At 72.1% G+C, this 13985-nt stretch carries 13 protein-coding genes; 2 read left to right on the top strand and 11 right to left on the bottom strand.

What is annotated here, in order from left to right:
* The first annotated feature begins 14 nt into the window (after positions 1–14).
* Positions 15–983 carry a DUF5937 family protein gene (locus tag AB0N03_RS47680; protein ID WP_364387338.1) on the top strand — a complete coding sequence of 323 codons (969 nt, stop codon included), beginning with the start codon at positions 15–17 and terminating at the stop codon, positions 981–983.
* 1 nt (position 984) lies between these two features.
* Here AB0N03_RS47680 and AB0N03_RS47675 read toward each other — a convergent pair whose 3' ends face one another.
* The 11 genes from AB0N03_RS47675 to AB0N03_RS47625 form a co-directional block, all read right to left on the bottom strand.
* Positions 985–2211 carry a hypothetical protein gene (locus AB0N03_RS47675; RefSeq protein ID WP_364387336.1) on the bottom strand — a complete coding sequence of 409 codons (1227 nt, stop codon included), beginning with the start codon at positions 2209–2211 and terminating at the stop codon, positions 985–987.
* Positions 2212–2380: 169 nt separating this feature from the next.
* Positions 2381–3196: a CoA ester lyase gene (locus AB0N03_RS47670; RefSeq protein WP_364387334.1), complete on the bottom strand. Its 816-nt coding sequence runs from the start codon at positions 3194–3196 to the stop codon at positions 2381–2383.
* Positions 3193–4401, bottom strand: a complete 1209-nt coding sequence (locus tag AB0N03_RS47665; protein WP_364387332.1) for a CoA transferase — start codon at positions 4399–4401, stop codon at positions 3193–3195. The genes AB0N03_RS47670 and AB0N03_RS47665 overlap by 4 nt, the downstream gene beginning before the upstream one ends.
* Positions 4398–6260 (bottom strand): SUMF1/EgtB/PvdO family nonheme iron enzyme, encoded by a 1863-nt coding sequence (locus AB0N03_RS47660; protein ID WP_364387330.1) that lies wholly within the window; start codon positions 6258–6260, stop codon positions 4398–4400. The genes AB0N03_RS47665 and AB0N03_RS47660 overlap by 4 nt, the downstream gene beginning before the upstream one ends.
* Positions 6257–7129, bottom strand: coding sequence for a ribokinase (locus tag AB0N03_RS47655; RefSeq protein WP_364387328.1), 873 nt, complete (start codon positions 7127–7129; stop codon positions 6257–6259). Before AB0N03_RS47655 ends, AB0N03_RS47660 begins: the two co-directional genes overlap by 4 nt.
* Positions 7126–8412, bottom strand: coding sequence for an ADP-ribosylglycohydrolase family protein (locus tag AB0N03_RS47650; protein ID WP_364387326.1), 1287 nt, complete (start codon positions 8410–8412; stop codon positions 7126–7128). Before AB0N03_RS47650 ends, AB0N03_RS47655 begins: the two co-directional genes overlap by 4 nt.
* Positions 8409–9563, bottom strand: coding sequence for an ADP-ribosylglycohydrolase family protein (locus AB0N03_RS47645; protein ID WP_364387324.1), 1155 nt, complete (start codon positions 9561–9563; stop codon positions 8409–8411). Before AB0N03_RS47645 ends, AB0N03_RS47650 begins: the two co-directional genes overlap by 4 nt.
* A 13-nt stretch (positions 9564–9576) precedes the next feature.
* Positions 9577–10857: a sugar ABC transporter substrate-binding protein gene (locus AB0N03_RS47640; RefSeq protein WP_364387323.1), complete on the bottom strand. Its 1281-nt coding sequence runs from the start codon at positions 10855–10857 to the stop codon at positions 9577–9579.
* Positions 10858–10915: 58 nt separating this feature from the next.
* Positions 10916–11743, bottom strand: a complete 828-nt coding sequence (locus AB0N03_RS47635) for a carbohydrate ABC transporter permease (protein WP_364387321.1) — start codon at positions 11741–11743, stop codon at positions 10916–10918.
* Positions 11743–12702, bottom strand: coding sequence for a sugar ABC transporter permease (locus tag AB0N03_RS47630; RefSeq protein WP_364387319.1), 960 nt, complete (start codon positions 12700–12702; stop codon positions 11743–11745). The genes AB0N03_RS47635 and AB0N03_RS47630 overlap by 1 nt, the downstream gene beginning before the upstream one ends.
* Complete coding sequence (locus tag AB0N03_RS47625; RefSeq protein WP_364387317.1) at positions 12699–13703, bottom strand: LacI family DNA-binding transcriptional regulator; 1005 nt, start codon at positions 13701–13703, stop codon at positions 12699–12701. Before AB0N03_RS47625 ends, AB0N03_RS47630 begins: the two co-directional genes overlap by 4 nt.
* On the opposite strand from AB0N03_RS47625, the gene AB0N03_RS47620 reads away from it, so the two are divergent.
* A partial coding sequence (locus AB0N03_RS47620; RefSeq protein ID WP_364387315.1) for a hypothetical protein occupies positions 13684–13985 on the top strand: 302 nt, incomplete at its 3' end. The two genes, AB0N03_RS47625 and AB0N03_RS47620, sit on opposite strands and share 20 nt — an antisense overlap.

Raw genomic sequence — 13985 nt, 5'->3', positions numbered from 1 at the left:
ACATACTCGGCGGCATGGCCTTGACGATCGAACTCGGCGTCGCGGAGCTGGCGGCGACCCGCGTCGCGATCTCCCCGCTGTCGGAGACGGTCGCGTGCCTGCAGCAGCTGGGCGGCCGCGAGCGGCAGGCGAGCGCCCTGCCGTGGCTGCGCTGGGCCGAAGACGAGCTCGCCCGCGCGCCGCTAGACCTCCCGTGGACATGGCCGCTGATCGTGAGCGACCGGCCCAACTGGCCGGAGTTCCTGGTCCCCGCGCCGCGCGGGTCCGGTCCGTCCATCGAGGACGATCTGGCCGCGCTCCGGCGCACGACCGCGCGTCAGGTCCGACGCAGCCTCGGGCGCGTGTTCGGGTCCGACCTGCGCGGGACCATCGCCGAGCTGGCCGAGCGTCCGGCGGCCGGGCTGACGGCGATCGCCGGCGAGCTGCGGCAGGCCCACGACCGCCTGATCGCCCCGCACTGGCCGAGGATCCGGGCCGTCCTCGACGCCGACGTCGCCCACCGCGCGCGGACGCTGGCCGCGGGCGGCGCGGAACGGCTGTTCGCCGGCCTGCACCCGGACTTGCGCTGGCGCGCCGGAAAACTGCTGCTGGCCGGCGACCGCCTGGTGAACCGGGGTCCCGGCGGCCTCGTCCTCATCCCGGTCGTGCTCGGCTGCCCGCACGTCCTGGTCAAGCGGAGCACGTCCACGCAGACGACGGTCCGCTACCCGGCCCGCGGCCGCGGCGCCCTGTGGACCGCAGGCACCCGGCCCCCGCCGGCCGGCACGGTCCGGCTGCTCGGCCGGGCGCGGGCCGGGCTCCTCGAAGCGCTGCGCTCCCCCGCCACCACGACCGACCTGGCCCGCGCCCTCGGCGTGACGCCCAGCGCGGTGTCGCAGCACCTGAGCGTCCTGCGGGAGAACGGGCTGGTCGAACGGGAACGCTCCGGGCGCCAGGTCCTCTACCTGATCACGGCGCTCGGAGCGTCCCTGCTCGCGCGATAGCTCAGCCCAGCGAGGACAGCGGCACCGCGAACACCGACCGGCCGCACGTCTGGTTCTGCGCCTGGCAGTCGGCCGTCGACCACTCCGACTGGGACCAGACCAGACCCGTCGACCAGTCGTAGGTCAGCGCCTCCGGGTGGACCGCCCAGCAGGCCGCCGTGGAGCCGCACGTCGCCGAGGTGCTCGCCGCCGTCGTCTGGGCCCAGAGCTGGCCGTTGATCGTCGCCGAGCTGTGGGCGACGTACCACTTGCCGTCGTGGGACAGGACGCCCTGCATGTTGCCCACAGAGCTGCGGAACGCCTCGGTCGCGGTCCCGGTCAGCAGGTAGTCCGTGCCCATCGGAAAGCGGTACAGGCGACCGTGGAGGCTCTGGTCGGAGAAGTACTCCGTCGTCACGATGCTGGCCGGGCTCGTGGTGCGGTCCAGGGAAATCGACGAGAAGCACGGCACGCCCGTGTCGGAGGCCATGCTGCACGTGCCGCCCGCGTAGGTGTAGTAGCCCACCTGCATCATCGCGTATTTGTACGTGTACGCCGCATATCCGCCCGACGTCTTGCCGATCGCGTTCGACGTCGTGTCGGTCAGCTGCAGGATGTGCTGGGTGCTGAAGACCCGGATCGCGGTCGAGGTGTTCCCGACGGCGGTGACGTAGACCTTGTCGCCGAGCCAGGCCATCCCGCCCAGGTGGGCCTTCGCCGCGGAAAAGCTGCTGCCCGTGCTGTTCGGCACGGCCAGGTACATCATCCGGTGGGCGGCCGAAGCGGGGTCGTCGTAGTTGACCGCCTGGATCCGCGCGTCGTTGTAGCGGCCGAGCGCGTCGGTGCCGTGCCAGCCGGACAGGATGACCTTGTCCGCGCCCCACATGCCGTCGTCGTCGGCGTCCCCGGACGTCGTGATGCCCTGCGGGACCCAGGTGGTGCTGCCCGCGCGTTCGGCGTCCCAGCACAACGACTTCGTGGCGGCCGGCGCCTTGGGCAGCGCGGCCTTCTCCGCGCCGGTGCAGCCGGTCATCGCGTAGCTGGGATCGTTGACGACGGTGTTGAGGCTGACGTTCGGCAGCGCGTTGTCCAGCGCGGTCAGCGCGGCGGCCGGCGTCGCGTGCCAGACCAGGTTCTGCTTGGTCGTGGTCGTCAGCGGGTCGCTGTAGGCGGCGCCGGCCGTCCCGGGCAGCACCAGTGCGCCGGCCACCACGGCCAGCGCGAGGAGGAGCACTTTCGGAGTTCGCATGGGCGCCAGTGGGCCAGACGCGGATCCAAAATCCGTACACCCGGTTGTACGGCTCTTGTACCGGCCGCGCCGAAGGTCGCGAATGACTCATTCGGGGCGCCGGAGGTCGCGAATGAGTCATTCGCGACGCCCGGGCCGTCGTGAAGATCGCGGTGGCCGGCCGCGCACTTCAGTCGGCCAGCGAAAGCACCGTCCGCGCCTGCTCCACCATCGCCACGTCGAGGAAGGTCCCGTCGGGCAACGCGATCGCGCCGACGCCGGCGGCCGTCGCGTCCGCGACCCGGGCGATGACCTCACGCGCCCGCGAGACCTCCTCGCGCGTCGGCAGGAAGGCCGTCCGGATCGTCGCGAGCTGGACCGGGTGGATCGCGGTGCGGCCGCGGAAGCCGAGCGCGCGGCCCGCCCGGCACGACGCCGCGAGCCCGTCGAGGTCGCGGACGTTCACGTAGGCCGACATCGCGGGCGGCGCGAGCCGGGCCGCCCGCGCCGCGACGATCACGCGGCTGCGCGCCCACGTCAGCCCGGCGTCGTCGGCGACGCCGAGGTCCGAGCGCAGGTCGGCCTCGCCGAGCCCGATCGACGCGATCCGCGGCGACGCCGTCGCGATGTCCAGGGCCCGTTCGACCCCGAGCGCCGACTCGATCAGCGGGTGCAGTGCCCGGCCCGGCAGCACGGCCTCGACGGCCAGGATCTCCTCCGGCGCTTCGACCTTCGGCAGCCGCGCGCCGACCGCGAGCGGCAGGCGCGCCAGCGCGGCGAGGTCGGCGTCGTGCCACGGCGTGCTCGGGTGGTTGACGCGCACCTGCACCGGCCTGGACACCGAAGCGAGCAGCTCCAGGGCGTTCGACCGGGCTTCATCCTTGCGCGCCGGGGCGACTGCGTCCTCGAGGTCGACGAGCACGACGTCGGCCTCGGACTCCAGGGCCTTGCGCACCCGGTCCGGCCGGTCGGCCGGGGTGTAGAGGAACGTCAGCGCCGGGCTCACACCGCACCCCGTTCGCGCAGCTCGGCCACCCGCTCGGGCGAGAACCCGAGCTCTTCCAGCACGGCGTCGGTGTCGGCGCCGTGCGGGCGGCCGGTGAAGCCGATGACGCCGTCGTGGCCGGAGAGCCGGAACAGCGGGCCCTGCATGAGCATCGGGCCGAGGTCGGCGTCCTCGATCTCGTGGATCGTGCCGAGCGCGCGGAACTGCGGGTCCGCGACGATGTCCGAGGCGTCGTAGATCGGCGCGACGGCGGCCTGCGCTTCTTCGAACACCGCGACGACCTCGTCGCGGGTGCGCTGCCCGATCCACTTGCCGACGGCTTCGTCGAGTTCGTCGGCGTGCTGCGCCCGCTCGGCGCCGGTGGCGAACCACGGCTCGGCGGCCAGGTCCGGCCGGCCGACCATGCGGACCACGCGCTCGGCGATCGACTGGGCCGAGGTGGACACCGCGACCCACTGGCCGTCGGCCGTGCGGTAGGTGTTGCGCGGCGCGTTGTTCGTCGACCGGTTGCCGGTGCGCGGCTGGACGGTGTGCAACTGGTCCCAGCGCGTGATCTGCGGGCCGAGCATGGCCAGCATCGGCTCGATGATCGCGGTGTCGACGACCTGTCCGCGCCCACTGCCGCTACGCGAGGCCAGCGCGACCATGATCGCGTACGCCGTGGCCAGCGACGCGACGCCGTCGGCGAGCCCGAACGGCGGGAGCGTCGGCGGCCCGTCCGGTTCCCCGGTCGTCGCCGCGAACCCGCTCATCGCCTCGGCCAGGGTGCCGAAGCCCGGCCGGCTCCGGTAGGGGCCGAGCTGTCCGAAGCCGGTGACGCGGGCCAGCACCAGCTTCGGGTTCCAGCTCGCCAGCTCGTCGTACCCGAGGTTCCAGCGTTCGAGGGTGCCGGGGCGGAAGTTCTCGATGACGACGTCCGCCGTGGTGGCCAGGGCGAGGAACACCTCGCGGCCGCCTTCGCTGCCGAGGTCGGCGGTGACCGTGCGCTTGTTGCGCCCGAGGGTCTTCCACCACAGGTTGACGCCGTCCTTCGCGGCGCCGTGGGTGCGCGAGGGATCGGGTTTGCGCGGGTGCTCGACCTTGATCACCTCGGCGCCCATGTCGCCGAGGTGCATCGCGGCCATCGGGCCGGCGAAGAGCGTGGACGCGTCGACGACGCGCAGTCCGGCGAGAGCGCCGGTCGATCGATCGCGGGAGACGGTCACGCCGGCACCTCCCAGGCGCAGCGGAAGCCGACGGTCGCACTCCGCGCGAGGCCCAGCCCGGGCAGAAGGAGCTTCACCGTGTAGTCGGGTGCTTTCACGCCGCCTTCGACGTACCACTCGGAGCCTTCGGCCCGGTAGTCGCTGCCGCCCTTGAGCATCACGAAGCGCGTCCGGCCGTCGGAGTGTTCGCTTTCGGTCCAGTTCCACACGGCCGGGGTGCCGCGGCGCAGCTTCTCCCCCGCCAGCTGCCATTCGTCCTCGGTGGGCAGGCGCCCGCCGCGCCACGCGCAGTACGCCCGCGCGTCGTCGAGGTCGACGTACGTCACCGGCTCGTCCGGGGCTCCGGGGTGTGCGAGGAAACGGTGCTTCTGTCCAGGCTCGTAGCCCGTGGCCGCGAGGAACTCAGCGAACTGCGCGGTGGTCACCTCGGTGGCGCCGATCGCGACGGCCGTGGCCAGTTCGCCCTCGCGCTGGAGCGTGCGTGCGTCGTGCAGGCGCGGCGGGAGCGGCTTCCATTCGTCCACATAGGGCGCTCCCTGGTACATGCCGGTCTCGCGGGCGCGGTACCGCACGGTCAGCACGTACGGCCCGGCCGGGACGACGACGGCGTCTTCGTCGGGCTTGCCGATAGTCCTTTGTGGAGCAGTTCGAGTCGCGAGCCGGTGCGGGAACCGGGAATCCGGGTCGTGCGGCAGCGCCGGGAGGTCCGGCAGCCACCCCTGCACCGCGGCGCCGATTCCTCGCGCCGGCACTCCGTCGAAGAGGTCGGTGCCGGGCAGCGGGCCGTGGTAGTCGGTGTCGCCGCGGTTGACGAGGGTCCACAAGGTCTTGCCGTCCAGCTCCCACCGGGACGCGTACACACCGGCGGCCTCGGCCGCCTGGTCCAGTTCGGCCAGGGGCGTCCATTCGCCGTCGAGCAGCAGTTCGGCGGCCGCGCGCTGGACGGTGACCATCCGGCGGACGGTCGCCGCGTCGCGGGGCGACCAGCCGACCCACCCGCCGAAGACGACCTCCCACACCATGACGCCGACGCCGTTGAGCCACGCCGACTGCAGCTCTTCGCTGTGGTCGCGGTGCCAGCGGCGGACGTGGTGCTGCATGTGCCGGCGCTCGTACCAGTGGGCGCGCAGGACGCCGGGCACGGGTGAGTCGGCGAAGAACTGGGCCCACGACGCGGCGTGGTCCTCGATCCGTTCGACCGGCAGCTTGGACTCGCCTTCGAGGACGAGGCCGGGCCGGGCGGCTTCGAGCCGGTCGACGAAGTCCGGCTCCGCCTTCTTGAGCGTGTCCAGGAAGACCCCGTCGGCTTTCAGGTCGGCGACGAGCGCCGCGAGTTCGGTGAGGTCGTCCTCGCCGCGGCGGGTGCCAACGTCCCACGGGTTGTAGTCGACGAAGACGTGCAGCCCCCGGCCGTGCAGGGTCTCGATCAGCTCGGCGAGGCCGGGGACGTCGCGGTAGAAGTCCCACTGGTTGCGGTCGTCGAGACCGATCACCGGGTAGGCGTGCCAGAGGACCACGGCGTCGAGGCCGCCGAAGCGGTCACGCGCGTCGGCGAGGAAGCGCTCGGGGGTGAAGCGGTGCTCGTCGAAGGAGTAGAGCAGCTCGTCCCAGAGCCACACCTGGGCGACCGTGCGGCAGGTCTGCGCCCAGGCCGCCTGGGGACGCTCGTACGCGGCGCCGGTGTAGGCGTGCCGGCGTCGGGCGTCCTCGCGCCATTCGTGCAACTTCGCGCGCCACGCGGGCCGGTCGGCCGGGTCGGCGGGCGCGGCAAAGATCTTGGCCGCATCGGGATCGGGGCCGGTCACCTCGGTGGGCCGGTCGATCGGGCGCGGGACGAGCGGGTCGAACGTGTAGGTCATGATGTCTTTCCTGCGACCTCGTCGGCGGTGGGGACGGCGGCTTGGGCACCGGGCCGGGTGACGGCCAGGGCGCCGGCCGCGGCCGCTCGCCGCGCCGCCTCGGGCAGGCTTCGCCCCTGGGCCAGGGCCGCGGCGAGCACGCCGCAGAACGTGTCGCCGGCGCCGGTGGTGTCGACGACGTCGACCGGGAAGCCAGGGATCCGCACGGGTTCGTGGCCCCTTCGGAGCACCACGCAGCCCTCGCCGCCGAGGGTGACGACGACGGCGGGTACGCGCTCGAGCAGCCTTTCGGGCTCGCCCGCGAGGTCGGCGGCCTCGTGCTCGTTGACGACGAGCAGGTCGAGGGCATCCCAGAGCGAATCCGGCAGCTCCCGCGACGGCGCGGCGTTGAGGATCATGAGTGCTTCGGGTTTCCGGGCGGCGGCCGCGGCCGCCACCACGTCGAGGGGGATTTCCAGCTGGGCCAGCACGACGTCCGCTCCGGCGATCCGCTCGGCCTGGGCGGTGCCGACCTTCGCGTGCTCGTTCGCGCCGGGTGCGACGACGATGGCGTTCTCACCATCGGGTGCCACGGTGATGAAGGCCGTCCCGGTGGGAGCGTCGGCCCGCTCGATCAGGTCGGTCCGGACCCCGGCACCGCCGAGGGAGACCAGGATCAGGTCGGCACCTTCGTCGTCACCGAGGGCGCCGACGAAGGTGGTGTCGGCGCCGCCGGCCAACGCGGCCGCGACCGCCTGGTTCGCGCCTTTGCCCCCGGGACTGCGGCGCAACCGCTCGCCGAGGATGGTTTCCCCGGCTCGCGGCGCCCGGGGCACGTCGACGGCGAGGTCGACGTTCGCCGAGCCCACCACCACGACTCGCCCGGTCATCCGAGTGCCGCCGTTCGCGCCGCGAGATCCTCGATCCGCCGTTCCCCGCCGGGCAGCGAGGTCGCGATCCGGCCGGCCAGGGGCTTGCTCCAGTACTCGTCCACCCCGCTCACCGCGCCCACCACTCCCCCGACCGTCGCGGCCGCGGAGTCGGTGTCCCAGCCCGCCGTCACCGCGATCGCCACGCTCGGCCCGAACTCTCCGCCGCCCTTCGCGAGCGCGTAGGCGATCACCGCCGCGTTGTTGAGGACGTGCACCCAATGCAGGTGCCCGTAAGCCTGGTGCAAAGAGCCGAGTCCACTTCGGACATCGCCTGCCGAAGCCGCCGACCGACCGAACCGAATCGCGGCCGCGAGATCACTCGAAGGAGGAACCACAGCCGAAGCCGCGTCCAGGACCTCGTCCACCGTGTCGCACACCATCGCCGCCGAAGCGAGCGCCGCCGCCCACATCGCGCCGTACACGCCGTTGCGCGTGTGGCTGAGCCGGGCGTCCGTCCACGCCAGCCGGGCCGCCGAGACGACGTCGCCCGGCGACACCCAGCCGAACACGTCCGCGCGGATCAGCGCGCCGATCCACTCCCGGAACGGGTTCCGGTAGGTCGCCGTCTCCGGCACGACGCGTGCGTCGAGCAGGTTCCGGTACGCCGCGCGCTCCGCCGTGAACACCCGCCCGGCCGGCAGGTTGTCCAGCCACAGCTGCGCGACGTCCTCGGTGGTGAACTCCCGGCCGTGCGCTTCCAGCAGTGTCAGCGCGAGCATCGGGTAGTTGAGGTCGTCGTCCTCGGGCATCCCGTCGATGTTCTCTTCCAGCGACGTCGGCGCCGAACGGCGGTTCCACGGCCACCGCGCGGCGACGTCGGCCGGCAGCCCCACCGCCGTGAACCAGCCGGTGAGCGGCCAGCGGCCGGTCGCCCGCAGGATCTCCTCGATGCCTTCCCGCGGGATCTTCTCCACGGGCTTGCCGAGCAGGCACCCGGCGGCGCGGCCGGTCCACGCGCCCAGCTCACGGCCGCGAGAGCCCCGAGGCAGCGAAGGCGCCGGAGGCAAGGCCAGCTCGTCCCAGGAGGGTTCGGCGACCGGCGCGTCGAGCTCGTCCAGCAGGTCCCGGGCCAGTGGCCGCAGCGCAGGCATCGCGGGCCCCGCGCCGCTGACGGCGGGCGTCGGGTCACCGCCCGCCGCGACCCACCGCTCCCGCGCCGCATCGACGTCCTTGCCCTCCGCGGCGGACTGCACCAGCTCGTGCGGGAGCAGGTCCTCGGGCTGAGCCCAGGTCAGCCTCACGCCGTCTCCTCGAAGAACGCGACCCGCGCCGCGGCCCGCTCCCGGTCGGCCTTCAGGATGTCCGCGGCCGCCGAGGCCAGCAGGTGCCCGGTCTCCCGCAGGTCCATCCGGCTGGCGTCGCCGATGTCGTCGACCCACTCGGCGGGCACGACGGCGGTCCCGCCGAGGCCGGCACAGATCGCTGCCGCCATCACGGCGATCGAGTCCGCGTCACGGCCGTAGTTCACCGAGGCCAGGACCGCGCCGCGGAAGTCGCCGCGGTGCGCGAGGACGAACGCCAGCGCGGCGGGCAGCTCCTCGATCGACTTCGTCCGCGACGGGCGCCGCGCGTCCATCGACATCTCCCGGTAGTGCGGCCCCACCGAGTCGAACGGTGCGACCGTCTCCCGGACGAGCGCGGCGAGCGCCCGCTCTTCTTCGTCGGTGGCCGGGGGGACGGTCCGGCCACCGAACTCTTCGACGACGGCGCGGATCGCCGCCGCGGTCCCGTCGTGGGCGACGTCGAGTGCCGCCGCGACGACGTCGTCGAGCGACGCGCCCGGGGCGACGGCGGCCGCCACCATCGCGGCCAGCACGCCCGCCGCCTCGCGGCCGTAGCTCGCCTGGTGCGCGCCGGTGAGGTCGATCGCCTCGGCGTAGGCCGCCCGCGGGTCGCCCGCGTTGACGACGCCGACCGGGGCCACGTACATCGCCGCGCCGCAGTTGACCACGTTGCCCACGCCGGCTTCGCGCGGGTCGACGTGTCCATAGTGGAGTCTCGCGACGATCCACTTCTCCGCCAGGAAGACCCGCTGCAGCAGCAGCGCGGTCGACTCCAGTTCCGGCACCCAGCGCGGCTCGCCGATCATCAGCGGCACCAGGTCCTCGGCCATCGCGTACGCGTCGAGGTGCGCGCGGCGCTTCGCGTACACCTCGACGAGCGCCCGCGTCATGAGGGTGTCGTCGGTGATGTGCCCGTCGCCCTTGTGGTACGGCGCGATCGGGCGCGCGGTCCGCCAGTCCGGGTACCACGGCCCGACGACGCCGGTCACCCGGCCGCCGTGGCGCTCTTCGATCTGCTCGGGCGTCCACCCTTCGGTGGCGCCGCCGAGGGCGTCCCCGACGGCCGCACCGGTGATCACCGCGACGGCTCGGTCTTCCAGCCAGGTCAAGATCCTGCTCCTGTCACTTGCTGACGCTCTTCCAGCCGTCCTCGAGCTGCTTCGCGAGGCCGGCGGCGTCGATCTTCTGTCCGAGGAACTGCTGGTACGCCGGGGTCGCGACGGTGTCCTTCCACTGCGCGTACTTGCCGGCGAACAGGTAGGGCGCCGAGGTGAGGTACTGGCCGGAGGCGAGGATCGCGTTCCAGCCGTTCTTCGCGCCGAGCTTGGTCGTGAGCGCTTGGCGCGCCGACGTCGTCGGCGGGATCAGCGCGTCGGCCTCGTTGATGGCGGCGAGGTTTTCGGTGCCGGTGAAGAAGTCGACGAACTCCGCGGCTTCCTTGACGTGGCCGGAGTCCTTGTTCACCGACAGCGTCTGCGGGTTCGCGGCCTGCGCGGGACCGGCCGAGCCGGCCAGCGGCGGGAGCACGACCCAGTCGAAGCCCTTCGGCGCGTCCTTCGCGATGTTGGCCGCCTGGTAGGAACCCTGGACGGTCATGGCGATCTGGCCGGCGTAGAACGGCGCGAGCGCCTTGGTGCCCGACTGCGTCAGCGTGACGGGCAGGATCGAGTGGTCCTGGTGGGCCATCGCGTCCACGAGCCGCGGCAGCGCCTGCTCGCCCTGGCCGACGGTGAGCTTCGCGTTGTCGCCGGTGCCGTCGAAGTACTTGCCGCCGAAGCCGGGGGCCAGCGCGACGAACGCCGCCGTCGGGCTGGAGAGGCCCCAGCCGAGGCCGAACTTGCCGTCCTTGGTCGTCGCCTTGGCGATGTCGCGCAGCTGGTCCCACGTCATCGTGGCGCCGGTCGGGATCGTGACGCCCGCCTGCTGCAGCTGGGTCTTGTTCGCGAAGACCACATAGGACTGCAGCTCGGTGGGCGCGGCGATCACCTTGCCGTCGACCGTCACCGAGTCGAGCACGCCCTTCGGGATGTCCGCGCGCTTCTGCTCCGGCAGGTACTGCGTCAGGTCGGCGAGGTACCCGTCGGTGGCGAAGGGCGCGATGCCGGCCGCCTCGTAGTGGACGATGTCCGGCGCCGTGCCCGCGTTGAACTGGGTGATCAGCTTGTCGTAGACGCCGTCCCAGCCGGCCTGCACGATCTTGACCTGCACGTCGGGGTGGGCCTTGTTCCAGTCGCCGACGATCTTCTGCGTCGCGGCGATGGCGGCGGGCTGGTCGGACAGGGACTGGAACGTGAGGGTGGTGGGACCGTCCCCGCTGTCCCCGCCGCTGCCACTCCCGCACGCGGTGAGCAGCAGGCCGGCGACCGACAGGAGGGTGGCGGCGATCATGCGTCGTGTCTTCATCGACCGACCTTTCGAACTTTTTCTTTTGGGGACAGAGCTCTTTGTGGGGTAAGGAGGGTCATCCCTTCACCGCCCCGGCCATGAGGCCGCTGGTGAGCTTCCTCCGCAGGATGCTGAAGAAGACGATGCTGGGGATGGCGGCGAGCACGGCGCCCGCGGCGAGCGGGCCGAGGGCGACCTTGCCCTCCCCGCCGACGAACATGTTGAGCGTGATGGGCAGGGTGTAGTTCTCCGGCGACTGCAGGAGGACCAGCGCGAAGAAGAACTCGTTCCACGACGAGACGAAGCTGAACATCGCCGTCGCGACGACGCCCGGGGCGAGCAGCGGGAAGACGATCGTGCGCAGCACGGTCAGGCGGCTCGCGCCGTCCATCGCCCCGGCCTCTTCCAGCTCCACCGGGATGGCGGCGACGTAACCCTGCAGCATCCAGAGCGCGAACGGCAGCATGTACGTCGTGTGCACCAGCGTCAGACCGGCGAGGTTGTCGGCCAGGCCGAGCGTCCGCAGGATGAGGTACAGCGGCAGGATGATCAGCACGACCGGGAACACCTGGCTCACCAGGATCCAGCCGACGCCGGCGGCGCGCACCTTGCCCTTGAGCCGCGCGAGCACGTAGGACGCGGGCACGGCGATGACGACCGACAGGGCGGTCGAAGCCAGCGCGACGATCAGGCTGTTCGCGGCGGACCGCACCAGACCCTGCTTTTCCAGGGCTTGGGTGTAGTTGTCCCAGTGCCATTCGCTCGGCAGCAGGCTCACCGTGAGCGAATTGAGCTCGCCCGACGACTTCACCGACGCGGAAATCAGCCACAGCAACGGGAAGCCGAGGAACAGGATGTACAGCGCGAGGGCGACGTATTGCGCCGGGCGCACGAGAACGCGCATCAGCGCCCCCCTCCCTTTCGAACACTGCCGGGGGCTCGGTCGTCGCGGAACTGCGACCGCAGGTAGACGGCGAGGATGAGCACGACCACGACGACGAGCACCAGGCCCATCGCGGCGGCGTAGCCGATCTCGCGGTTCTTGAAGGCCTCGAGGTAGATGAACAGCACCGGGACCATCGTCTTGCCGCCCGGCCCGCCCGCGGTGAGCACGTAGACCAGCGAGAACGAGTTGAAGTTCCAGATGAAGTTCAGCGACGTGATCGACGTGACGATCGGGCGCAGGCTCGGCCACGTCACCGCGGTGAACCGCCGCCACGCGCCCGCGCCGTCCATCGCGGCGGCTTCTTGCAGCTCGGCGGGGATCTGCTGCAGGCCGGCCAGCAGCGTCACCGTCGTCTGCGGCATGCCGACCCAGACGCCGACGACGATCACCGCGGGCAGCGCGACCGAGAAGTCGCCGAGCCAGTTGATGTCGTCCGGCAGGCCGACGCTGCCGAGGAAGGCGTTGAGCGGGCCACCGTTGGCCGAGTAGATCATCTGCCACATGATCGCCACGACGACCGGCGGCATCGCCCACGGCACGAGCGCGAGCACCCGCGTCAGGCCCTGCAGGCGCAGGCCGGAGTCGAGCAGCAGGGCCAGGCCCATCGCGGCGGCCAGCTGGAGCAGCGTGACGCCGACGGTCCAGATCATGCCGATCCGCAGCGAGTCCCAGAACAGGTCGTTGCCGACGAGCTTCGTGAAGTTGTCGACGCCGGCGAAGCCGTAGTCCGGGTGGCGCACCAGGCGCGCGTCGGTGAAGGCCAGGAAGATCCCGACGACCAGCGGCGCGACGCTCAGCACGAGGATCGGGATCAGCGACGGCAGCACCAGCGCGATCGCCTCGCGCCGCCGGGTGCGGGCCAGCGCGGGCTTCTTCTTCCCGCGCGGGGGCGCCGGCCGCGTCAGGGTCGCGGTCATCGCGCGCCTCCGGTCGATTCGCGCACCATCAGCTCCGGGCCGACGGTGATCTGCTGCGCCGCGTGGTCCGGGTCGTCGGCGAGCTGGAGCATGATCCGCGCCGCCGCGCGCCCGCGCTCGGTGGAACCGAGGGACACGCTGGTCAGGCTCGGCTGGAAGACCCGGCCGAGCTCGGTGTCGTCCATGCCCGTGACGGCGACGTCCTCCGGCACGGACCGGCCGAGTTCCCGCACGGCCCGGATGGCGCCGATGGCGAGCAGGTCGTTGGCGGCGACGAGCGCGTCGAGCCCGCCGCGGGCGAGCAGCCGCCGGGCGGCTTCGAGCCCGGCGGTGACGGTGAAGTCCCCGGCGACCTCCTGGTCGACGCGCTCGGCGGCGATCTCCCCGGCCACGGCGTCGAACCCCCGCTGGCGCGCGGCACCGGGCGTCGTGTCGAGCGGGCCGTTGAGAAAGCCGACCCGCCGGCGGCCGAGGGCGTGCAGGTGCCGGACGGCCGCGCCGATCCCGCCCGCGGAGTCGGTGGAGACGGAGCTGATGCCCCGGTCGTCCAGCGCCCGCCCGATCACCACGACCGGGACGGGAGCCTGCTGGATTTCGCGGATCAGCCGGTCGTCGGTGCGCAGCGGGCTGACGATCATGCCGTCGACGAACCCGCTGTTGAGGCTGCGCACGAGCTCCGTGGTCGACGTCGCGGTGTCCCCCGTGCTCATGACGACGACCCGGTACCCGTGCGGGGCGAGGACTTCGTGGATGGCCCGCATCATCTCGACGTAGACGGGGTTCCCGATGTCGGCGACGGCGAAGGCGACCTGGAAGGTCTTCTTCAGCCGCAGCGACCGCCCGATGGCATCGGCGCTGTACCCGAGCTCGGCCGCGGCGGCCCGGACGCGCTCGACCATCGCCGGACTGGCCCCGCTGCCGTGCAGCGCGCGCGAGGTCGAGGCCAGGGAGACCCCGGCGCGCTCGGCGACCTGGAGCAGCGTGGCCCGTGTTGACGTCATCGGCTACCTCGTTGTGCGTTCTTGGAAACGTTTCCAGCTGCGGAAGGCGGAGTTGGAAACGTTTCCAATCGGATTAATCCAGATACTGACACCGGTGAGCGGGGCATGTCAACACGACACGGAGAGCATCGAGCCGGCCACCCGCGGCACTCGTCGACGTCATGAACGAGTCGTTCATGACGCCAGACCGGGATCCACCGATGTGAATTCGGGTGATCTTGCCCTAGGTTTGTTGATCTTGGTGGTGGTTGCGGGCGTGCTGGACCGTGCTGGCCGCTCCAG

The organism is Amycolatopsis sp. NPDC051061, assembly GCF_040682935.1.
Lineage (GTDB): Bacteria > Actinomycetota > Actinomycetes > Mycobacteriales > Pseudonocardiaceae > Amycolatopsis.
Note: the sequence above shows the minus strand (reverse complement) of the source record. Positions and strands in the feature narration are given on the sequence as shown.